Origin of the sequence: Nakamurella lactea DSM 19367 (assembly GCF_000426645.1) — a bacterium.
Lineage (GTDB): Bacteria > Actinomycetota > Actinomycetes > Mycobacteriales > Nakamurellaceae > Nakamurella > Nakamurella lactea.
This window is the reverse complement of sequence record NZ_AUFT01000021.1, coordinates 46,559-67,312: the sequence shown is the minus strand read 5'-3', so window position 1 is coordinate 67,312 and position 20,754 is coordinate 46,559. Positions and strand designations below refer to the sequence as shown.

Genomic DNA, 20,754 nt, shown 5'->3' with positions numbered 1-20,754 from the left:
GCAGCAATCAGTCCCTGGACGAGGGGCGGATGCTGCGTGGCAGCAACCGGTCCGGCACCGAGCGCGGGGCCGACCGGTCCAGGCTCTCGCCGAGCGCGGAGACCGCCGCCACCAGTTCCTTGCCGTCCGCCGTCGAGTGTCCGGGACGGTCGCTGTACCACTCCTGTTCGGCGGCGATCACCAGGTCCCGCAGGCGGTGCCGGGCGTTCTCGGTGAGTCGTGAGGTGCGGGCCAGCCGGTTGGCGGTCGCCCTGGTCGACTCCGTCGGATGCAGCGGCAGACCGTGATCGACGATCATGTCCTCCACCTCGGCCCAGGCGGCGCTCGCCGCCCCAGGACCTCCGCCGCCGGCCACCGACAGCCGCCGGCGTCGGCGGATGCGGCGCACCGCGCTCGGCGCGGCCAGTAGTAGCGCCAACAGGATCAGTACCGCGACGGTCCACCACAGGCCGGCCGGCACCCCGGACGAGGTCGGCACCTCGTCGGCGGCCGCGCCGGCATTCTGTCCGGTGTCGGCCGCCTGCCCGCGCGCTTCGGTGTCGGCATCCTGGGCATTGCCGCGGGGAGTGTCGGACAACGACTCCGTGGTGGTCGCGGTGGTCTCGGTGGTACCGGCGCCGGCGCCGCCGGCCGCTTCGTCAAATCCCTGCTCGTTGCCGAGGCCGCCGCCCAACGGGGTCGGGTCGAAGCGCACCCAACCGTGGCTGTCGAACTTCACCTCGACCCAGGCATGTGCGTCGTTGGTGGTGATCAGGTAGGAGCCGTCACGCTGCTCGGTTCCCTGGGTGTAGCCGACCGCCACCCTGGCCGGGATGCCAAGGGTGCGCAGCATCACCGCCATGGTGGTGGCGTACTGCTCGCAGTAGCCCTGTTTCATCTCCAGGAAGTCGCTCAGCGGGTCGCCGGTGGTACCGCGCGGCACCTGCAGCGAGTAGGTGAACCCGTTGGTCGGGTCGGTGAAGTACTTCCGCAGGGCATCCGCCTTGTCGAACGGGGTAGGGGCGTTCGAGGTGACGTCCTTCGCCTGTTGTCGTACCGATTCGGGAACGCCGCTGGTGTCGGTCAGCGCGGAATCCGGGCTGACGGAGTCGGTTCGAAGGTCGGCGGCCGACGGGAGCGGGAAGGCCGCCCGCATCGAATAGGTGCCCGGGTTGAGCTTGGCCTCCCGGTGGATCGAGTTGTAGCGGGCGTCGTAGACCCAGCCCGCGGCCAGGCCGGAGGCCGACACAGTGCGGCCGTAGATGGGCAGGAACTTGTCGGCCATCTGCAACGAACGCACCTGGATCGGCACCGGATCGGCGCCACCGGGATCGACGCCGGCCAGCGTGCCGTTGGCCGGCCCGTTGTCGGCCAGGTCGGTCGGCTCGCGGAAGCCGGCGTTCTCGCCAGGCACCCATTTCTCCAGCCCCACCGTTCGCAGATAGTCCGGGCGCGGCAGTCCGCTGATCCGCATGAGGTCGACCGGGTCGCTGCGCTGCAGATCGCCCCGCAACGAGGTGAACGGCGACAGGCCGATCTGGCTGGCGCCGCCGGCCGCGTTGCGCGGCAGCCGACCCTCGGTGCCGATACCGGTCACCGAATCGCCGACCACGACGGCCGTCGCCGTTCCGACGGCGGCGATCACCACGGCGCTGACGATCAACGTCAGGTTGGTCCGGCCCCGCGACCTGGCGCCGATGTGGCCGGTCATCGCCAGCAACAGCGCATAGAGCGCCGCCGGAAGCGCGAACGTCCACCACGGCAGCAGTTCGGTCGCGATCGACGCCGGTACCGAGTACAGGCACAGCAGCGGCAACGCCACCAGCGCGGGGGAGCGGGCCTCGGCGACCAGGAAATCGACGATCAGTGCGGTGGTGCCGATCGTCAGACAGATCAGGAACGACAATTCGACGGTGGCCGGTGCCGGCGGCACCGTGCCGAGGATCTGCTTCCAGGCACCGGACAGCAGCTCACCCGATTCCTGCACCGCCCTGGCGTTCGGAATGAACCCGCCCCAGCCGCTGGTGGTGAACAGCCCGGTGAGCGCGATCATCAGTCCGGCGAACTGGACGAGCACGGTGATCGGTGCGGCCGCCCTGAGCAGCCGACAACCGATACCGAGCAGCCAGATCACGCCGATCACCTCGATCAGCGGGACCACCCAGTCGGACCCGGTGATGGTCGCCGACAGGGCCGAGGCGCCGGCCAGTACCGACAGCGCGGCGACCAGGGTCGGGCCGACCCAGAGCCGGTCGGCCGGGCTCTGGCCCGGCAGTCCGGGTGGCCGGCCGGGCGCGGCCGGCGGCCGGGCCGGCGGTGGTCCGGCGACGCCCGGTCCGGGCGTCGGCGGTCGGATCGCGGTCGTCGTCATCGACGGTTCCCCACGGCGGCGGCGACCCGTCCGTTGCCGGACGGATGGCCGTTCGAACCGTTGCGCCGGCCGGGGCCGGCGGAGTGCGGCCCGGTGAAGCTGTCGCCCGACTGGCAGGCCTGCCGCCAGACCTCGGCGAGGTCGTCACCCGGCCGGATGTTCACCGTGCGCCAGCCGCCGGCCGCCAGCAATTGCCGTCCGGCCGCCGCGGGTTCGGTCGACGGATCGCCCGGGCCGGCCCAGGCGCCCACCTCGAGCATCAGCGCGATCGCCTGCACGCCACGGGGTTTGCCGGCGATCAGCCGGCCGGCGATTGACGGATCGATGTCGCCGAGGACGGCGATCAGCATGCCGGCGGTGCCGACCGGGGCGACGTCGATCTCGTTGTCGTCGTCCAACTCGATCACCGCCAGGCCGGCCAGCACGTCGTCGGAGATGTCGTGTCCGTGCGCGATCACGTCGCTGTTGTGCGAGGTGAGTTTGACCTCGTGGTCGGTGTTCACCAGATGCAGGCTGACCGATGCGGCCATGGTGACCGCGGTCTCGAACGAAGAGGTGACGCCGGCGCCGCGGTGCGCGGTCTGCCGGTTGTCCAGCAGCACGACGGCACCGCCGTGCGAGACCGGCTCCTCCAGCCGCACCATCAGGTCGTCGTGCCTGGCCGATGCCCGCCAGTGGATGGTGCGGATGTCGTCGCCGTTGCGGTAGTTGCGGATGGCGACGTCGGGGTCGCCGCCGACCGAGCCGACCGCCGCCCGTCCGGACGCGGCCGAACGGTTACCGGAGCCGGCCGGCAGGCCGGCCAGCCGGACGGCGCTGGGCACCACCAGCACCTCGGCGCGGGAATCGATGTTCCGGACGTCCTCCCACAGCGCGAACGGATCGGCGAAGCGGACGTGCGGTGGCCCGACCTGGAACCGGCCGCGGCCGGTGGCGTACAGCCGGTAGGTCGCCTGGGCCGAGCGGCCGCGCCGTAACCCGGGCAACAGGCAGCGCATGCCGGCCGTCAGCCCTGGGGTCGGCGACTCCATCAGCTCGACGGTGCGGGTCCGGGTGGCGCCGGCATTGGTCAAGGTCAGCGTCACCTGGCCGACCGTGCCGGGGGAGAGCCGGTCGGGCAATACCTGGTGTGTCGCCTCGAGCTTGGGCCTGCGGGTGGCGGTCAGCAGGTAGGCGGCCAACGGCAGCACAACGGCCAGGATCCCGACCCGCAACAGATCGCGTTCGTCCAGCAGAAAGGCGCAGATGGCCGCCGCCAGCCCGCCGGCCAACAGACACCGGCCACGGGTCGTCATTCCGCGGCCACTGCGCACCGGGCGGTCCGGCAGGTCAGCCACCGCTACCTCGCGGGACCCGCACGCGGGCGAGCAGTCCGTTGACGATGTCCTCGGCCGAGCGGTGCGCGGCGTGTGCCTCGACGGTCAGCAACAGGCGGTGGCCGAGCACCACGGCGGCCAGCCGCTGAATGTCGTCCGGCACCACGAAGGCCCGGCCGTCCAGGGCGGCAGCGGCCTTGGCCGACTTGCCCAGGTGCAGCACGGCCCGGGGTGAGGCCCCGAGTCGGACCTCGGGGCTGTTTCGGGTGGCACCGATCAGATCGACGATGTAGGCGCGCAACTCCGGCGCCAGGTGGACCCTGCTCGCCCCGCGGATCATCGCCTTCACGGTGGCGTCGTCGGCCACCGCGGTCACCGAGTCGAGCGGATCCTGATGGTCCCGCTCGGCCAGCATCGCGACCTCCGAGACCGGATCCGGATAGCCGATGGAGATCCGGGCCAGGAACCGGTCGCGCTGGGCCTCCGGAAGCGGGTAGGTGCCCTCCATCTCGACCGGATTCTGGGTCGCCAGGACCAGGAACGGGCGGGACAGCGGGTAGGTGGTCCCGTCCACCGTGACCTGACGTTCCTCCATGCACTCCAGCAGGGCCGACTGGGTCTTCGGAGAGGCACGGTTGATCTCGTCGGCGACCACCAGGTTGGCGAACACCGGGCCCGGCCGGAACTCGAACCGGCTGGTGTTGCGGTCGTAGATGCTGACCCCGGTCACGTCCGAGGGCATCAGGTCCGGGGTGAACTGCACCCGGCTGACGCTGCCGCCGACCGACCGGGCCAGTGCCTTGGCCAGGCTGGTCTTCCCGGTGCCGGGCACGTCCTCGATCAACAGGTGACCCTCGGTGAGCAGGGCGATGGTGGTCAACCGGATCACCTCGGGCTTGCCCAGCACCACCCGGCCGACGGACGCGCCGATCCGCTGACCGGCCTGCGCGATCTGCTCGAAGTCGAGCGCGTCGGCATCGACCGGACCACCGGCCCGGCCGGCAGAACCTGCAGGTCCGGAACCGCCCGCCGACGTCTGCGCAGTTCCCTGCGGCGGTGCCTCGGACTGCAGGTGTTGTGCCACGCGAGAGCCTCCCGGTCGGAGTCAGATGCACCTGCCAGGGGTCACGCGGCAGGGTGCCGAAAGGTTCAGTCTGCCAAACCGGCGGCCCGTCGGTAGCGGCCTGGACCGATTTGCTCGTGTCAATCGGTCGGGCGGCGGTCCGGAACCCACCGAAGCCCCACCTGCCCCACCTCGCCCCACGGTTCGGTCGCCACCGATCCGGAACCGCTGTCCCGACCGTCCCGTGGGGTGTTCGAGCAGGTGGCGGGCCGGACCGGCGGCCCGACGGACGCCGGATGGCCCGGCGTGTCAGGGCGCCGCCCCACCGTCAGCCACCCCCGATGACCTGCAGCAACGCGCCGTGCGTCACCCGTTCGGAGGTTCGTTGGAGGAAATGGGGGCAGATGGTGGCAGAAAGTGGGGAGATGTGGCACAGTCTGGGGTCAGCGGGCAGATCCACCACCAGCAGTGGTGGTCCGGCGGACCGGACGAACGGCCCGGCGGCGGCACCGCCGAAGACGCACACAGGAGGTTGGGAGGTGACCGGCAGATGGCGGACAACGGGTTTCTCGGCACCTACACCCCCCGGATGGACGACAAGGGCCGGATCACCCTGCCGGCCAAGTACCGCGACGACTTCGCCGGCGGCGTCATGCTGACCAAGGGACAGGACCGCTGCCTGTACGTCTTCACCCCCGAGGGCTTCGGCACCTTCGCGCACAGTGCGATCAACGCCGAGGTGACGGACGAACGCGCCCGCGGCTACCAGCGCTACATGCTCGCCAACACCGACCAGCAGCACCCGGACGGACAGGGCCGGATCACCGTGCCCGCCAGGATGCGGCAGTACGCCCAGCTGGACAAGGACGTGGTGATCACCGGCATCGGTCTGCGGATGGAGATCTGGGACGCCGCCGAGTGGGCCGACTACGAGGCCCGCCAGGAGGCGGCCTACGCCAACCCGGAGAGGGGGACGCTCAACCCCCTCTGACCGCCGAGTGCGCCGCCGGCTCCTGCCGCCCGGCCTGCACCCGCCGACGTCCCTGACGCGACTTCCCCCGCGCCAGGTACCGACGGCGGGTGGGGACCAGGACTCAGTGATCCAGCAGAGCACCACCGCAAGCCCCCATCGGAACCGAGCCCCCCGGAGCTCGACCATCACGACCGTCAGGACACCCGCCAGCCGACCCGGGAGGGGACAGGTGGATCGCGACCAGCAACATCCCCCGGTTCCGGGTTCGGACCCGGATCCCTTGTCCACCATTCACATTCCGGTGCTCGCCGGCCGGGTGTCCGAGTTGCTCGCCCCCGCTTTGAGCGCACCGGGCGCCGTGTTGGTCGATGCCACACTCGGGATGGCCGGGCACACCCTTCGGTTCCTGGCCGAGCACCCTGGCCTGCAGGTGATCGGCCTGGATCGTGACCCGGCAGCGCTGGACATCGCCGGCCGCCGGATCGCCGCCGCCGGGTTCGCCGACCGGGTGCGCCTGGTGCACGCCGTCTTCGACGAGATCGGGGAGGTGGCAACCGATCTGGCCGATGGCGAGATCACCGCGGCATTCTTCGACCTCGGCGTCTCCTCGCTCCAGCTGGACGAAGCGGGCCGCGGTTTCGCCTACGCCCAGGACGGGCCGCTTGACATGCGGATGGACCCGACCACCGGACGGCCGGCCAGCGAGCTGCTGAACACCGCGGCGCCGGGCGAGCTGGTGAAGATCCTGCGCGAGTACGGTGAGGAGCGGTTCGCCCCCCGGATCGTCTCAGCGGTGGTCCGTGAGCGGGTCAAGGAGCCGTTCACCACCAGTGCACGGCTGGTGGCCGTGGTCCGGGAGGCCATCCCGGCCGCCACCCGGCGAACCGGCGGCAACCCCGCCAAGCGCACCTTCCAGGCCCTGCGGATCGCCGTCAACGATGAACTCGGCGCCGTTGAACGGGCCGTTCCGCTGGCGCTGAACCACCTTTCGGTCGGTGGGCGGCTGGTCGTGCTGAGCTATCACTCGCTCGAGGACCGGTTGGTCAAACGCGCCATCGCCGGTCGCACGGTGAGCACCACACCGCTCGACCTGCCGGTGGATCTGCCCGAGCACTCGCCGGAGTTCCGGCTGCTGGTGCGGGGGATGCAGGCACCGACCGACCAGGAGATCACCGAGAATCCGCGGGCCGCATCGGCGCGACTGCGGGCTGCCGAACGCATTCGGAGGGCGGCATGACCACCACTGCACCCAGGAACGGGCGTCCGCGCCCGAGCCGCCGGCCGTCCGGCGCCGCCGCTACCGATGCTGGGCGTGTCCGGGCCGCTGGTCGCCAGCATGCCCGGCCCGCGCCGAGCACCAGAACGGCTGCGGTGAAACAGAAGTCGGCCGCGGACCGGGCCTACGATCGCCGTCGGCGGCGGGCCGAGCGGATGGCCGACCCGAGACTGACGATGGTCGGGGTGCCGATCCGCGAAACGATGGCCAAGATCCCGTTCGTCATCGTGGTGATCGCGTTGCTGGCGACCGGGGGCGTCGGCGTGCTCTACCTGAACACCAGGACCGACGAGGTCGGCATGCGGACCACCGACTCGCAGGAGCGCGCTGTTGACCTTCGGCTGCAGGTCGAGTCGCTGCAGCGGGATATCGCCGGGCTCGACTCGATCTCCGAGATCGCCCGCAAGGCACAACAAATGGGACTGGTGCAGGCGGTTGATCCCGCAGTGATCGTGATGACGAAGGGCAGCGCGACGGTGATCGGCACGCCGCGTCCGGCAACCTCCGCGCCGGCCGCGCCCGCCCCGGCCAGCACACCGGGAAGCACTGCACCGGGTAGCACCGCACCGGGTAGCACTGCACCGGCGAGAACGACGGCAGCGAAAACGACGGCAGCGAAAACGGCGGCAGCGAAGACGACGGCCGCGAAGACCACGGCCGCAAAGACGACAGCGGCGGCAAAGACGACAGCGGCGGCAAAGACGACAGCGGCGGCAAAGACCACCACGAACACCAGCAAGGCAGGTCGATGATGGCGCACCGTCCCACGGCGTCCACCGGTCAGGGTCGGTCCGGCCGCCCCGGCGACAGCCGGCAGACCGTTGGGGGCGCCGGCTCGGCAGCGGCGGGCGGCGGCCGGCCGGCCCGGTCGAACGCCGGGGGCCGGTCGACCGGCGCGGTCAGGTCGACCGGCACCGGCCGGCCGGCGTCGGCCTCCGTCCGCAGCTCCGCGGGCACCATGGCCCGGCCGAAGGATGATTCCGGTCAACCCCGTCCGCAACGGGCGCGGACCGACCGCGGCGCCGACCAGCGGCGCGGCGGCGAACAGCGACGCAGCACCGAACAGCGACGCAGCACCGAACAGCGACGCAGCACCGAACAGCGACGCAGCACCGAGCGTGGCCAGGCGACCGGGCAGGGTGGGCGGCGCCGGTCGCCGTCCCGTCCGGTACCGACCCGCGGCCGACCGGCCGGCGTCGAACGGGAGCGCGTCAGGGTGGTCAGCGCCCCGAAGCCGCGAAAGAAGCCGAAGTCGGTCCGCGGTCGCCGGGTCCGCAAGTCTGCCGCCGCCAGGGTCAACCACAAGGCCAGGGGCCGGACGGCGTTGGTGGTGATGCTGGCGTTGCTCGGCGTCGGCCTCACCAAGTTGGTGCTGATCCAGACGGTTGACGCCGCCGCCTACGCCGCGGCCGGCGAGAACCAGCGGGAACGGACCATCGATCTGCCTGCCCAGCGCGGATCGATCACCGATCGCAACGGAGTGCAGTTGGCATTCAGCGTCGAGGGCCGCCGGCTCGCCGTCCGACCGACCCTGTTCGCCGACGACCGGCAGCGGGGCGCGGTGGCCGACGTCATCCTGTCCACCCTGGCCGACAGTGCCGCGGCGAAAGGCCTCACCAGGGCCGGTCTGATCAAGAAGATGTCCGGCACCAAGAAATACGTCTACGTCGCCGACAAGGTGATGCCGGCGCAGAGCGACGCCATCCTGGAAAAGGTGCGCCCGCTGCTGCTGTACGGCTTCCCCAAGACGGAGGCCGAGCCCGGCCAGAAGGTGACGCAACAGGACCGGCTGCACCTGAGCATCACGGCGAAGGACAAGGCACTCAACGCTCTCGTGCCCGATCGGCAGGACGTCCGGGAGTATCCGAATGCCGGCATCGCCACCTCCGTTGTCGGCACCACCGGATGGGACGGGCGGGGCCTGTCCGGCATCGAGAACCGTTACGACGCAACGCTGGCCGGTACCCCCGGATCCCGGGACGTCGACGTGGACACCCAGGGCACACCGATCCCCGGTACCGTGCGCGGCGAGACCCCGGCCACCGACGGCACCTCGATCCAGCTGACCCTGGACACCGACGTGCAGTACCGCGCCCAGCAGGTGCTTCAGCAGTACGTGACCGAGATGGGCGCGCACGGCGGCAACGTGATGATCGAGGAGACGAAGACCGGCAAGATCGTCGCCGGCGCCTCCTACACCCCCAAGCAGTTCCTGACGGACAAGAGCCCCGCCGAGTGGTCGAACCAATGGATCGCGGACCCGATCGAGCCGGGCTCGGTGAACAAAGTGGTGACCTTCGCCGCGGCCCTGCAGAAGCGACTGATCACCCCGAACACCGTGCTCAGTGTCGACGGGCAGATCACCACCGGCGGGATCACCGTCGGCGACGCATGGTCCCACGGGCCGGTCGACATGACGGCTACCGGGATCCTGGCCAAGTCCAGCAATGTCGGGACGTTGATGCTGGCCAACGAGGTCGGGGTCAAGGACTACTACTCGATGATCACGAAGTTCGGCATCGGCAAGAAGACCGGCATCCAACTCAGCGGTGAGTCGCCCGGCAGGTTGCCGGTCTGGAGCGCCGACCCGGCGAAATCGCAGTGGACCGCCTCGACCTTTGCGAACGTGCCGATCGGGCAGGGCGTCAGCATGACCATGGTGCAGTTGGCCGCGGTGTACCAGACGATCGCCAACGACGGGGTGCGGCTGCCGCCGTCGCTGGTGCAGGCGACCACCACCGACGGCACCACCACCGAGACGCCGGCGGCGGCCGGCACCCGGGTGATCGACGCGACCACCGCGAAGACCCTGCGGTCGATGCTGACCGCGACCGTGCAGGACGGCGACATGGCCCACCGCGGCACCGCCCCGGCGGCAGCGATCACCGGTTATCAGGTGGCCGGCAAGACGGGTACCGCTCAGCAGTTCGTCGACGGCAAGTACTCCGATTCGATGTACACCACGACCTTCGCCGGCTTCCTGCCGGCGGACAACCCGCAGTACGTGGTGGTGATCTCGTTGGACCGGCCGGGCGGCGACCGTGAAGGTGGCACCAGCGCGGCCCCGATGTTCCACGATCTCGGGGCATACCTGATGGACGCGATGAACGTGCCGCCGTCCGCCGAGGCCGCGCCGGTGCGGGACCTGTACGTCAATCTCGGCGGGTAGCGTTGGCAGTCGTGCCCACCACTTCTTCGCGGCCGGAATCGACCCCCGGCGCCCGGCTCTCGGACCTGGCGACGGCCGTCGGCGCACGGCTGGTCGAAGCTCCGGCCGGCGGTGTCGACCCGCTGGTCACCGGCGCCACCCTGCGCGGCGGCGACGTCCATCCCGGCGACCTGTTCGCCGGCCTGGCCGGCGCGAACGTGCACGGCGCGAACTTTGCCGGCCAGGCGGTCGCGGCCGGTGCGGTGGCGGTGCTCACCGACCCGGCCGGCGCCGAGCTGATCGCTGAACAACCGGCCGCCGCCGGAGTTCCGTTGCTGATCGTCGCGGACCCGCGCCAGGCGCTCGGCGGCGCCGCAGCGCGGATCTACGGTGATCCGTCCCGACGGCTGCCGATCATCGGCATCACCGGGACATCGGGGAAGACCACCACCTGTTTCCTGGTGGAGGCGGCGCTCGCCGCCCAGGGGCTGCGCACCGGGTTGATCGGCACCGTGATGACCAGGATCGGCGGCAGCGTGCCGGATGCCGAGGTGCTGCCCAGCATGTTCACCACGCCGGAGGCACCTGACCTTCAGGCGCTGCTGGCGGTGATGCTCGAGCGCGGTGTGCAGGCGGTCGCGATGGAAGTGTCATCGCATGCGTTGGCGCTTGGCCGGGTCGGCGGAACCCATTACGCCGTAGGCGCTTTCACCAACCTGAGCCAGGACCACCTGGACTTCCACCCGGACATGGAGGACTATTTCGCGGCCAAGTCGAAGCTGTTCGACGGCCGCTCCGACCGGGCCGTGTTCGACATCGACGATGAGTACGGGCGGCGGCTCGCCGCCGATCATCCCGACGGGCTGACGGTATCGGCGGCCGGGGCCGCCGACGCGGACTGGCGGGCGTTGGCGGTGGCCGCCGACCCGACCGGGCGGCAACGGATCGAGCTGGCCGGGCCGGACGGACTGCGGCTGACGATGGAGCTGGCGCTGCCCGGCGCGTTCAACGTTGCCAACGCGCTGACCGCGGTCGCCTGCGTGCAGGCGGCCGGCCATGACCCGGTGCTCGCCGCGCAGGCGATGTCGACCGTGCACGTGCCCGGCCGGATGCAGCGGGTCGACGCCGGGCAGGATTTCCTCGCGGTGGTCGACTACGCGCACAAACCGGCGGCGTTGGTCGCGGTGCTGGACGCGGTCCGCGGCAGCGTGCCAGGTCGGATCATCTCGGTGGTCGGCGCCGGCGGCGACCGGGACACCGGCAAGCGTCCGATGATGGGCGCCGAGGCCGCCCGGCGCTCCGACGTGTTGATCGTCACCGACGACAACCCGCGCTCGGAGGAGGCCGCCCTGATCAGGGCGGCGGTGCTGGCCGGCGCGCGCAAGACCGCCGGCACGGCGGACATCCAGGAGATCGGCGACCGGCGGGCGGCGATCGCGGCGGCGGTGGCGCTGGCCGGACCCGGCGACGCGGTGGTGATCGCCGGTAAGGGCCACGAGACCGGCCAGGAGATCGCCGGCGTCAAGCATCCGTTCTCCGACGTGCAGGAACTCAGGGCGGCGCTCACCGATCGGGTCGGGGGAGCATCGTGATCCGGATGCGGTTGGGCCGGATCGCTGAGATCACCGGCGGGACCCTGTACTCCGACGGCGCGCAGCCGGCCGCCGGGATCCCGGTGACGGGGGTGGTCACCGACTCCCGCAAGGCGGAGCAGGGCAGCCTGTACGTCGCCAGGGTCGGTGAACACGCCGACGGGCACGATTTCGCCGCCGCCGCCGCCGCCAACGGCGCGCTCTCCGTTCTGGGCAGCCGGCCGGTCGACGGCATGCCGACCGTCGTCGTCGAGGACGTCCAGGCGGCGTTCGCCGCGCTCGCCAGGGCGGTCGCGGACGCGGCGGTGCTCGGCGGCCTGCAGATCGTCGGGATCACCGGCAGTTCCGGCAAGACCTCGACCAAGGACCTGCTCGGTCAGCTGCTCGGGAGTTTCGGTCCGACGGTCGCGCCGGAGGGTTCCTACAACTCCGAGGTCGGAGTGCCGCTGACGGTCTGCCGGGTGGACACCAGCACCCGGTTCCTGGTGGCCGAGATGGGTGCCGCCGGCGTCGGGCACATCCACTACCTGACGTCCATCGCGCCACCCAGGATCGGCATCGTGCTCAACGTCGGCAGCGCGCACGTCGGCGAGTTCGGCTCCGTCGAGGCGATCGCGCGAACGAAAGCCGAACTGGTGCAGGCACTTCCGTCAGCCGAGCGCGGCGGCCTGGCCGTGCTCAACGCCGACGACGCCAGGGTGCTGGCGATGCGGGAGCAGACTGCGGCGCGGGTGCTGACCGTCGGGCTGTCGGACACCGCCGATCTGCGGGCGACCGAGGTGCAACTCGATGACAACGGCCGGGCCGGTTTCACGCTGACCGGCGTGCTGCCGACCCCCGGCGGCGACCGGGAGATCGGTGGAGTCCGGATCGCCCTCGGCTTCCACGGTGCACACCAGGTCGGTAACGCCCTGGCCGCGATCGCCACCGCCGGCGCGCTCGGAATGTCGCTGCGCGGCATCGTCAACGAGCTCCGGACGGCGACCCCGATCAGTCGCTGGCGGATGGAGGTGCACGAGCTGCCGACCGGGGTGCTGCTGATCAACGACGCCTACAACGCCAACCCGGAATCGATGGCCGCCGCGTTGCGTGCGCTTGCCCAACTCGGCCGGGGCCGCCGGACGATCGCGGTACTGGGAGAGATGCGCGAGCTGGGCGACAGCTCCGCCGATGCGCACCGGGCGGTCGGGACGCTGGCCGGCGAGCTCGGCGTCCGGCGGCTGCTCGCCGTCGGCCCGGGAACCGCCGGCATCGCCGAGGGAGCGCTGAGCGCCGGAGTGCCGGCGGACGAGGTGCAGCAGGTACCTGGCATCGATGAGGCACACGATCTGCTCCGGCAGTTGCTGACCGCCGGCGACGTGGTGCTGTTCAAGTCCAGCCGCGACTCGGGCCTGCGGTATCTGGGCGACCGGATCACCACCGCGTCCGGCGGGGAGATACCGACGTGATCTGCGTCGCCCGCAGTGTCGGCGTCGTCTCGGCGGTCCACCATCTGGCAGGGTCTGGACAGACCGCAGCGCACCACGGAGCATCCGACGAGAGGCAGGATCGGAGTACATGAAGAGCATCCTGATCGCCGCGGTGGTCGGGCTGATCGTGTCCGTGATGCTCACCCCGTACCTGATCAAGGTGTTCTCCCGACCGGGCTTCGGCCAGGAGATCCGGGAGGACGGGCCGCAGTCCCACCTGGCCAAACGCGGCACCCCGACGATGGGCGGCGCGGCGATCCTGATCGCGATGTGGGTCGGCTACCTGGTGTCGATGCTGGTCCGGCTGATGACCGAGCGCGGCGGTGGCCCGACCGCCTCCGCCTGGCTGCTGCTGTACCTGACCACCGGGATCGGCGTCGTCGGCTTCCTCGACGACTTCATCAAGATCCGGATGAAGCGCAACCTCGGTCTGAACCCGCGGGCCAAACTGATCGGGCAGACCTTCGTCGGCGTCACCTTCGCCATCGGCGCGCTGTTGTTCAAGAACAGCAACGGGTTGACGCCCGGCTCGGTGCGGCTGTCGTACACCCACGACCTGAAGTTCATCACCTTCGGCGCCGTCGGGTTCGTCATCATCGCCGTCCTGCTCATCGCCGCCTGGTCGAATGCGGTGAATCTCACCGACGGGTTGGACGGGCTGGCCGCCGGGTCATCGGTGATGGTGCTCGGCGGCTATGTGGCGATCTGCTTCTTCCAGTTCCGCAACGCCTGCTGGGCGCTTCCGACGAACAGCGCCGCGTACGCCGGCTGCTACGACGTGCGGGATCCACTGGACCTGGCGGTAGTGGCCGCCGCCGCGGTCGGCGGCTGCGTTGGATTCCTGTGGTGGAACGCCCACCCGGCCCGGATCTTCATGGGGGACACCGGTTCACTGCCGCTCGGCGCGTTGATCGCCGGTCTGTCGATCCTGACCAGGACCGAGCTGCTGTTGGTCGTCATCGCCGGGCTGTTCGTGATCGAGATGGCCTCGGTGGTGATCCAGGTGGCGGTGTTCAAGACCCGCAGGGTCAGAGTGTTCAAGATGGCGCCGTTCCATCATCACTTCGAGTTGTCCGGGTGGGCGGAAACCACGGTCTTCGTGCGGTTCCTGCTGCTGGCCGCGGTATCGGCGGCAATCGGACTCGGCCTGTTCTACGCGGACTGGCTCTCCCTGACCGGAGGCTGACGTGGTCTCCCCACCACTCCCCGCACCGTTCGTGATGATCATGGCCGTCCGCCAGCGCCACGCCGGGTCGCTGTCCGATATGCCGGGCAGCGCGTCATGATCATCGCTGACGGGGGTCGGGGCCTCCCGGGAGCCGGCGACCTGGTGGTCGCCGCCGGCGCCGGGGTGACGGGTCTGCCGGTGGTCAGATACCTGGCACGGATCGGCGCCTCGGTGCTGGTCACCTCGAACCGGCCCGCCCCGGCCGGGCTGGCCGAGATCGCCGGTGACGTCACCTTCGCCGGCGACCTGATGAGCGTGCCGCAGGGCTGCTCGCTGGTCGTCACCTCCGCCGGCATCCCACCGTCCCACCCCTTGCTGGCCTCGGCGCTGGCCGCCGACATCGAGGTGATCGGCGAGACCGAGCTGGCCTGGCGCATCGACCAGGCGTCCGGATCGCCGCGGCCCTGGCTGGTGGTGACCGGCACCAACGGCAAGACCACCACCATCGGCCTGCTCGAGGCGATGCTGCAGGCGGCCGGCCGGCAGGTGACCGCCTGCGGCAATGTGGGCTGGCCGGTCATCGAAGCGGTGCTGGCCGGCGGACCCCTCGAGCCGTGGCAGCAACAGCCGAGACAGGACCTGATCGCCGCCGAGCTGTCCAGCTTCCAGCTGCACTACGCCCCGAGCCTGCGGCCGCGGGCCGGGCTGCTGCTCAACCTGGCCGAGGACCACCTGGACTGGCACGGCTCGATGGCCGCCTACGCGCAGGCCAAGGCGCTCGCGCTGACCGGCGACATCGCGGTCGCCGTTCGTGACCGCCCGGTCGACCATGGATCGGGGCGATTCCGGCCGCGACTTCGCGGCGAAAATCACCCCGATCCGACCGCGGAGTCCCTGCTGCGCGCTGCGCCCGCCGGGATCAAGGTCGAGGTGATCGACGGGGTGCCGGCCGACGGCCAGATCGGGGTCACGGCGGCCGGTGGCGCCGAGACTGTCGTCGACCAGGCCTTCGGCCACGGCAGGCTGTTCGCCGCCGCCGACCTGCGGCTGCCCGGCCGGCACAACGTCACCAACGCGATGGCCGCGGCGGCACTGGCGTTGGCCGTCGACGTGCCGCCGCCCGCGATCCGACAGGGGGTCAGGGCGTTCACGCCGGGTGCGCACCGCAACCAGCCGGTCGCCGAGATCGGCGGCGTCCGCTACGTCAACGACACCAAGGCGACCAACCCGCACGCCGCCGCCGCCTCGCTGCTCGCCTACCAACGGGTGGTGTGGATCGCCGGCGGACAGCTCAAGGGTGCGACGGTCGACGAATTGGTCGCCCGGATCGCGGACCGGCTGGCCGGCGTGGTGCTGCTCGGTGTCGACGCACAGGTGATCGAGGACGCACTTGGCCGACACGCGCCCGATGTCCCGCGGATCTCGGTCGGCAGAACCGACGATGGAGCCATGGACGAGGCAGTGCGCGCGGCCGCCACCCTGGCTGCTCCCGGAACGGTGGTGCTACTGGCACCGGCGGCCGCCTCGCTGGACATGTTCAGCTCGTATGCGGCCCGGGGTGACGCGTTCGCTCGAGCGGTTGCCGCCCTGGACCGCCCGTGACCACCACCGATCCCAGACCAGGCGCCTCGGCAGGCCCGACCAGTAGGAACCCGAACAGCCGGACTCCGAACAACCGGCAGTCGACCCAGGGTACGAATGCCCGGAAGAAGAAGAGCCGCGCATCGAAGGCCCCCAGGTCGGCCGGCAACGGCGGCAGCGGGCCGATCGGCCGGCTGCAGAACTGGCTCGACCGGCCGATGACGTCGTTCCACCTGATCGTCGCGATCTTCCTGCTGCTGCTGGGCATCGGGCTGGTCATGGTGCTCTCCTCGTCGTCGGTCACCTCCTACCGCGGCGACGCCCGCAACTCGTTCGCCGCCTTCCAGCGGCAGGCGATCTTCGCCGTCATCGGTTTCATCGGTTTCCTGTTCGCCGCCCGGTTGCCGATCAAGGTGATCAGGGCCTGGACCACCACCTTCATGGTGATCAGTCTCGGGCTGCTGGTCGCGGTGCTGGTGCCGGGGATCGGCAGCAACATCAACGGCGCCCGGAGCTGGATCGGGATCGGGAACACCTTCACCATCCAGCCGGCTGAGTTCGCCAAACTGGCGTTGCTGCTGTGGGCCGCGCACGTACTGGCCGCGCGTCGTTCGTCACTCGGTTCGCTGCGGCAACTGCTGATTCCGATCGTGCCGGTCGCTTTGCTGATGGCGGCGCTCATCTATCTGCAGCCCGATCTGGGAACGCTGGTGACGCTGGCCATCGTGCTGGCCGCGGTGATGTGGTTCGCCGGCGCGCCGCTGTGGCTGTTCCTGACCACCTCGGCGTTCGGGTTGGCCGCGATGGCCTACATGGCCACCTCGGCGGCCTACCGGCTCAAGCGGGTGCTGGCGCTGTTCGATCCGGAGAAGTTTCCGGAGGCCACTTACCAGCTGCGCCAGGGCCTGTACGGGATGGGTCGCGGCGGGTTGTTCGGCGTCGGGCTCGGCCAGTCGCGGGCCAAGTGGAGCTGGCTGCCCTACGCGGATTCCGATTTCATCTTCGCCATCATCGGCGAGGAACTCGGGCTGATCGGCGCCGCCGTGGTGATCCTGCTGTTCGCCCTGTTGGCCTACACCGGTCTGCGGATCGCCCGCCGCAACGTCGACCCGTTCATCAAGATCGCCGCCGGGGCGGCCACGGTCTGGCTGGTCGGCCAGGCGGCGATCAACATCGGTTACGTGGTCGGTGCGCTGCCCACCACCGGGCTGACCCTGCCGCTGATCTCCTCCGGCGGCTCGTCGCTGATCGTCAGCATGACGGTGTTCGGTCTGCTGGCCAACTTCGCCCGCCGCGAGCCACCGGCCGCCACCGCGCTGCATGCCAACGGTCCGGGCCGGTTCTCGGCGTTCCTGGGCATCGGGACCCGCGGATGAGCCAACCCTCCCGACCGCTGTCGGTACTGCTGGCCGGCGGCGGCACCGCCGGTCACATCGAACCGGCGCTGGCGGTCGCCGACGCGTTGCGCGCCGACGACCCGGACGTCCGGATCACTGCCCTTGGCACCGACCGCGGACTGGAGACCACGTTGGTGCCGGCCCGCGGCTACCGCCTCGAGTTGATCCCGGCGGTACCGTTGCCGCGCAAGCCGTCCAAGGATCTGATCACCCTGGCGCCGCGGATGCGGTCGGCGATCAAGGCGACCCGCGCGATCATGGCCGCAGAGCAGGTCGACGTGGTGGTCGGCTTCGGCGGCTATGTCGCGCTACCGGCCTACCTGGCGGCCCGCAAGCGGGTCCCGATCGTCATCCACGAGAGCAACGCGCGGGCCGGGCTGGCCAACAAGATCGGCGCCCGGTTCGCCGACACGGTCGCGGTGGCCGTCGAAGGATCAGGGCTGACGAACGCCACCGTCATCGGAATCCCGGTGCGGCCGGCGCTGGCCGGCCTGGACCGGGCCGCGCTGCGCGCGCAGGCCAGGGAGTTCTTCGGGCTGGATCCGGACGCACCGACGCTGCTGGTCTGGGGCGGATCCCAAGGGGCACAGCGGATCAACACCGCGGTCAGCGGCGCCGCCCGCGAACTTGCCGACGCCGGCATCGGCGTGCTGCACGCGCACGGCCGCAAGAACACCGTCGAGTTGCCGGACGACCTACCGACCGGCGCACCGGCCTATGTCACGGTGCCGTACCTGGACCGGATGGACCTGGCGTTCTCCGCCGTCGACCTGATGCTCGGCCGGTCCGGCGCGATGACGGTCGCCGAGACCGGCACCGTCGGGCTGCCGGCGGTGTACGTTCCGCTGCCGCACGGCAATGGCGAACAGCGGCTGAACGCCACCGGACAACTCGAGGCCGGCTCGGCGATCATCATCGACGACGCTGACCTGACATCGGAAGCCATTGTCTCACAGGTGATTCCACTGCTGCTGCCGGACGGTGACGGCGCCGCCCGGTTCGCCGCGATGCAGGCCGCTGCGGCCGCCGTGGGTCAGCACGACGTCGGCCGGGAACTGGCGCAACTGGTGCGTGCGGCCGCCGGACGAGGAGCCCACCGATGACCGAGTTCGACGCCGTACCGCGGACCGCAGACGGCACCGACCTGTCGCGGGTGCACCTGGTCGGCGCCGGCGGGGCCGGGATGAACGCGATCGCCCGGATCCTGGCCGACCGCGGCCTGGACGTGTCCGGGTCCGACGCCAAGGGCTCGCACGTGCTCACCGGATTGTCCGTCCGCGGCGTGCGCACGGCCGTCGGACACCGGGCCGAGAACCTGGACCTGATCGAGGGCGGGCCGACCGCTGTCGTGGTGTCCTCGGCCATCCGGCCGGACAACCCCGAGGTGGTCGAGGCGCGCCGCCGCGGCATCCCGATCGTCCGGCGGGCGGTGGCACTGGCCGCGCTGATGACGGACCACCGCAGCGTCTGCGTCGCCGGCACCCACGGCAAGACCTCGACCACCTCGATGTTGACCGTAGCGCTGCAGAACGCCGGCCTGGACCCATCTTTCGCGATCGGCGGTGAGCTGAACGAGTCCGGGGCCGGTGCCCATCACGGATCCGGCGATATCTTCGTGGCCGAGGCCGACGAGTCGGACGGCTCGTTCCTGGCGTTCACCCCGCACGGCGCGATCGTCACCAATCTGGAGCCCGACCACCTGGACCACCACGGCACCGCCGAGGCCTACGCGGCAGTGTTCGACCAGTTCGTCGAGCGAATCGCCCCCGGCGGCTTCCTGGTCGCCGGCGTCGACGATCCCGGCGTGCAGGCCTTGCTGGAACGGGTCAGGTCCTCGGGTCCCGGGCAGCCGCGGATCGTCGGCTACGGCCGGGGCGAGAACGCCGACGTCCGGCTCGGGCCGTCGGCGGTGGACGGCCACCACACCGCCGCCGACCTGACGCTGCCGGACGGCACCGTCATCCGGTTGCAGCTGGCGGTGCCGGGGGAGCACATGATGCTCAACGCGGCCGGCGCGCTGACCGCCGGCGTGCTGCTCGGCGTCGACTCGGACACCATGGCGCAGGGCCTGGCACGGTACACAGGTGTCCGCCGCCGGTTCGAGTTCAAGGGCCGGGCCGGCGAGGTGGTGGTCTACGACGACTACGCCCACCACCCGACCGAGGTGCGGGCGCAGTTGCAGGCCGCCCGCAGCATCGTGCCGGCCGACGGCCGGCTGGTGGTGGTGTTCCAGCCGCACCTGTACTCCCGCACGCTGACCTTCGCCGCCGAGTTCGGCGCCGCGCTCGGCCTGGCGGACGTTGCGGTGGTGCTGGACGTCTACGGCGCAAGGGAGGACCCGCAGCCCGGCGTCACCGGCGCGCTGGTGGCCGAGCGGATCGACGGCGCCCAGGTGGTCTACGAACCCAGTCTCGGCGCCGCCCCGGACACGGTCGCCGGCCTGGTCCGCCCCGGCGACGTGGTGGTCACCATGGGAGCCGGCGACGTCACCATGCTGGGCCCGCGGCTGCTGGACCTGCTGACGGACGGGTCGGGTGCGGGATGACCACCGCAACCCGACGCTACGCCGGGGTCGGCCGCGCACCCGAGCCGGCGCCGACCAGGGGCTACCGGCGCCGGCGTTGGCCATGGGTGCTGTCGATCGGCCTGGTGCTGGCCCTGCTGGCCGGCGGCGCCTACGTGTTCTGGAAGACGCCGATGTTCGCGGTCAGGGGCATCAGCATCAGCAGCAGCGACGGCAAGCCGCTGCCCGGCGCGCTGACCGCCGCGGTGAAGACCGCCACCAAGGGGCAGATCGGCACCCCGCTGGTGTCCGTCGACCTGGGCGCGGTGCAGGCCGACGTCGCGGCCGTGCCCCAGGTCAAATCGGTGACGGCGGCGCGAGAATGGCCGAACATCCTGTCCCTCACCATCACTGCGAGGGTCGCGGTGGCGGTCACCAACGCGAACGGTGCATGGTGGTCGCTGGACGCCGACGGACTGCCGTACGTCTCCAGCAAGACCAGACCCGCGTCGCTGCCGGCGATCGAGTTGGCCACGCCCGGTCCGCACGACCCGGCCACCAGGGCGGCGTTGGACGTGGTGAAGGCGCTGCCGAAGCCGGTGCGCGCGATGGTCAGCAGGATCCGGGCGCCCAGCGCCTACCAGGTGACCCTGGTGCTCAACGACGATCGGACGGTGATCTGGGGCGACGGCAGCAACACCGCGCAGAAGGCGCAGATCCTGCCCGTGGTGCTGGAACAACCGGGCACCGTCTTCGACCTGACCGACCCGACGATGGTGACGGTCAAGTAGCACGGCCGGGCCGGCTGGGCGAGCGCCCTGCGGGAGTGCGGAGCCTGTCGTGCGGCTTCGGCGCGGGTGTGTTGGGATGCCACCGGGCGAACGCCCGCCGATTGTCCCGCCGAACCACGAAGGGCAG

15 protein-coding genes are annotated in these 20,754 nt (G+C 71.0%); 12 read left to right on the top strand and 3 right to left on the bottom strand.

Annotated features, from left to right (window positions below; translation table 11 throughout):
* Positions 1–7 precede the first annotated feature (7 nt).
* The 3 genes from K340_RS0119190 to K340_RS0119180 are packed head-to-tail and all read right to left on the bottom strand — an operon-like array spanning position 8 to position 4,750.
* A complete protein-coding gene (locus K340_RS0119190; protein WP_029137896.1) occupies positions 8–2,350 on the bottom strand; it encodes a transglutaminase family protein in 2,343 nt (780 codons plus the stop codon).
* Entirely contained in the window at positions 2,347–3,687 is a 1,341-nt protein-coding gene (locus tag K340_RS31565; RefSeq protein ID WP_051266893.1) for a DUF58 domain-containing protein, read from the bottom strand. The genes K340_RS0119190 and K340_RS31565 overlap by 4 nt, the downstream gene beginning before the upstream one ends.
* Positions 3,680–4,750: an AAA family ATPase gene (locus K340_RS0119180; protein WP_029137895.1), complete on the bottom strand. Its 1,071-nt coding sequence runs from the start codon at positions 4,748–4,750 to the stop codon at positions 3,680–3,682. The genes K340_RS31565 and K340_RS0119180 overlap by 8 nt, the downstream gene beginning before the upstream one ends.
* A gap of 529 nt (positions 4,751–5,279) precedes the next feature.
* Between K340_RS0119180 and mraZ the strand changes: the two genes are divergently transcribed.
* The 12 genes from mraZ (at position 5,280) to K340_RS31540 (ending at position 20,627) form a co-directional block, all read left to right on the top strand.
* Complete coding sequence (gene mraZ, locus K340_RS0119175) at positions 5,280–5,720, top strand: division/cell wall cluster transcriptional repressor MraZ (protein ID WP_037365693.1); 441 nt, start codon at positions 5,280–5,282, stop codon at positions 5,718–5,720.
* A 262-nt stretch (positions 5,721–5,982) separates the two neighbouring features.
* Positions 5,983–6,939: a 16S rRNA (cytosine(1402)-N(4))-methyltransferase RsmH gene (gene rsmH / locus K340_RS0119170; protein WP_029137893.1), complete on the top strand. Its 957-nt coding sequence runs from the start codon at positions 5,983–5,985 to the stop codon at positions 6,937–6,939.
* A 134-nt stretch (positions 6,940–7,073) separates the two neighbouring features.
* The gene (locus K340_RS34545; protein ID WP_051266891.1) at positions 7,074–7,730 is read left to right on the top strand and encodes a hypothetical protein; all 657 of its coding nucleotides are present in this window, start codon (positions 7,074–7,076) and stop codon (positions 7,728–7,730) included.
* Positions 7,727–10,147, top strand: a complete 2,421-nt coding sequence (locus K340_RS31550; protein ID WP_154674360.1) for a peptidoglycan D,D-transpeptidase FtsI family protein — start codon at positions 7,727–7,729, stop codon at positions 10,145–10,147. The genes K340_RS34545 and K340_RS31550 overlap by 4 nt, the downstream gene beginning before the upstream one ends.
* Positions 10,148–10,149: 2 nt before the next feature.
* On the top strand, positions 10,150–11,718 hold the full coding sequence (locus K340_RS0119155; protein WP_211229541.1) for a UDP-N-acetylmuramoyl-L-alanyl-D-glutamate--2,6-diaminopimelate ligase: 1,569 nt from the start codon (positions 10,150–10,152) through the stop codon (positions 11,716–11,718).
* Between the two features lie 5 nt (positions 11,719–11,723).
* Entirely contained in the window at positions 11,724–13,166 is a 1,443-nt protein-coding gene (locus K340_RS0119150; RefSeq protein WP_245599643.1) for a UDP-N-acetylmuramoyl-tripeptide--D-alanyl-D-alanine ligase, read from the top strand.
* Positions 13,167–13,275: 109 nt separating this feature from the next.
* The gene (gene mraY / locus K340_RS0119145) at positions 13,276–14,373 is read left to right on the top strand and encodes a phospho-N-acetylmuramoyl-pentapeptide-transferase (RefSeq protein WP_029137890.1); all 1,098 of its coding nucleotides are present in this window, start codon (positions 13,276–13,278) and stop codon (positions 14,371–14,373) included.
* Positions 14,374–14,469: 96 nt separating this feature from the next.
* Positions 14,470–15,957, top strand: coding sequence for a UDP-N-acetylmuramoyl-L-alanine--D-glutamate ligase (gene murD, locus K340_RS0119140; RefSeq protein ID WP_051266887.1), 1,488 nt, complete (start codon positions 14,470–14,472; stop codon positions 15,955–15,957).
* On the top strand, positions 15,954–17,312 hold the full coding sequence (gene ftsW / locus K340_RS31545; protein ID WP_051266885.1) for a putative lipid II flippase FtsW: 1,359 nt from the start codon (positions 15,954–15,956) through the stop codon (positions 17,310–17,312). The genes murD and ftsW overlap by 4 nt, the downstream gene beginning before the upstream one ends.
* Complete coding sequence (gene murG / locus K340_RS0119130; RefSeq protein ID WP_029137888.1) at positions 17,309–18,436, top strand: undecaprenyldiphospho-muramoylpentapeptide beta-N-acetylglucosaminyltransferase; 1,128 nt, start codon at positions 17,309–17,311, stop codon at positions 18,434–18,436. Before ftsW ends, murG begins: the two co-directional genes overlap by 4 nt.
* Positions 18,433–19,878 carry a UDP-N-acetylmuramate--L-alanine ligase gene (gene murC / locus K340_RS0119125; protein ID WP_029137887.1) on the top strand — a complete coding sequence of 482 codons (1,446 nt, stop codon included), beginning with the start codon at positions 18,433–18,435 and terminating at the stop codon, positions 19,876–19,878. Before murG ends, murC begins: the two co-directional genes overlap by 4 nt.
* A complete protein-coding gene (locus K340_RS31540; protein ID WP_051266883.1) occupies positions 19,875–20,627 on the top strand; it encodes a cell division protein FtsQ/DivIB in 753 nt (250 codons plus the stop codon). The genes murC and K340_RS31540 overlap by 4 nt, the downstream gene beginning before the upstream one ends.
* The last annotated feature ends 127 nt before the right edge of the window (positions 20,628–20,754 follow it).

Coding starts and splice junctions, on each gene's coding strand:
- murC (WP_029137887.1), top strand. CDS start 18,433: ATGACCGAGTTCGACGCCGTACCGCGGACCGCAGACGGCACCGACCTG.
- K340_RS0119190 (WP_029137896.1), bottom strand. CDS start 2,350: ATGACGACGACCGCGATCCGACCGCCGACGCCCGGACCGGGCGTCGCC.
- K340_RS0119150 (WP_245599643.1), top strand. CDS start 11,724: ATGCGGTTGGGCCGGATCGCTGAGATCACCGGCGGGACCCTGTACTCC.
- K340_RS31540 (WP_051266883.1), top strand. CDS start 19,875: ATGACCACCGCAACCCGACGCTACGCCGGGGTCGGCCGCGCACCCGAG.
- murD (WP_051266887.1), top strand. CDS start 14,470: ATGATCATCGCTGACGGGGGTCGGGGCCTCCCGGGAGCCGGCGACCTG.
- K340_RS31550 (WP_154674360.1), top strand. CDS start 7,727: ATGATGGCGCACCGTCCCACGGCGTCCACCGGTCAGGGTCGGTCCGGC.
- murG (WP_029137888.1), top strand. CDS start 17,309: ATGAGCCAACCCTCCCGACCGCTGTCGGTACTGCTGGCCGGCGGCGGC.
- mraZ (WP_037365693.1), top strand. CDS start 5,280: ATGGCGGACAACGGGTTTCTCGGCACCTACACCCCCCGGATGGACGAC.
- mraY (WP_029137890.1), top strand. CDS start 13,276: ATGAAGAGCATCCTGATCGCCGCGGTGGTCGGGCTGATCGTGTCCGTG.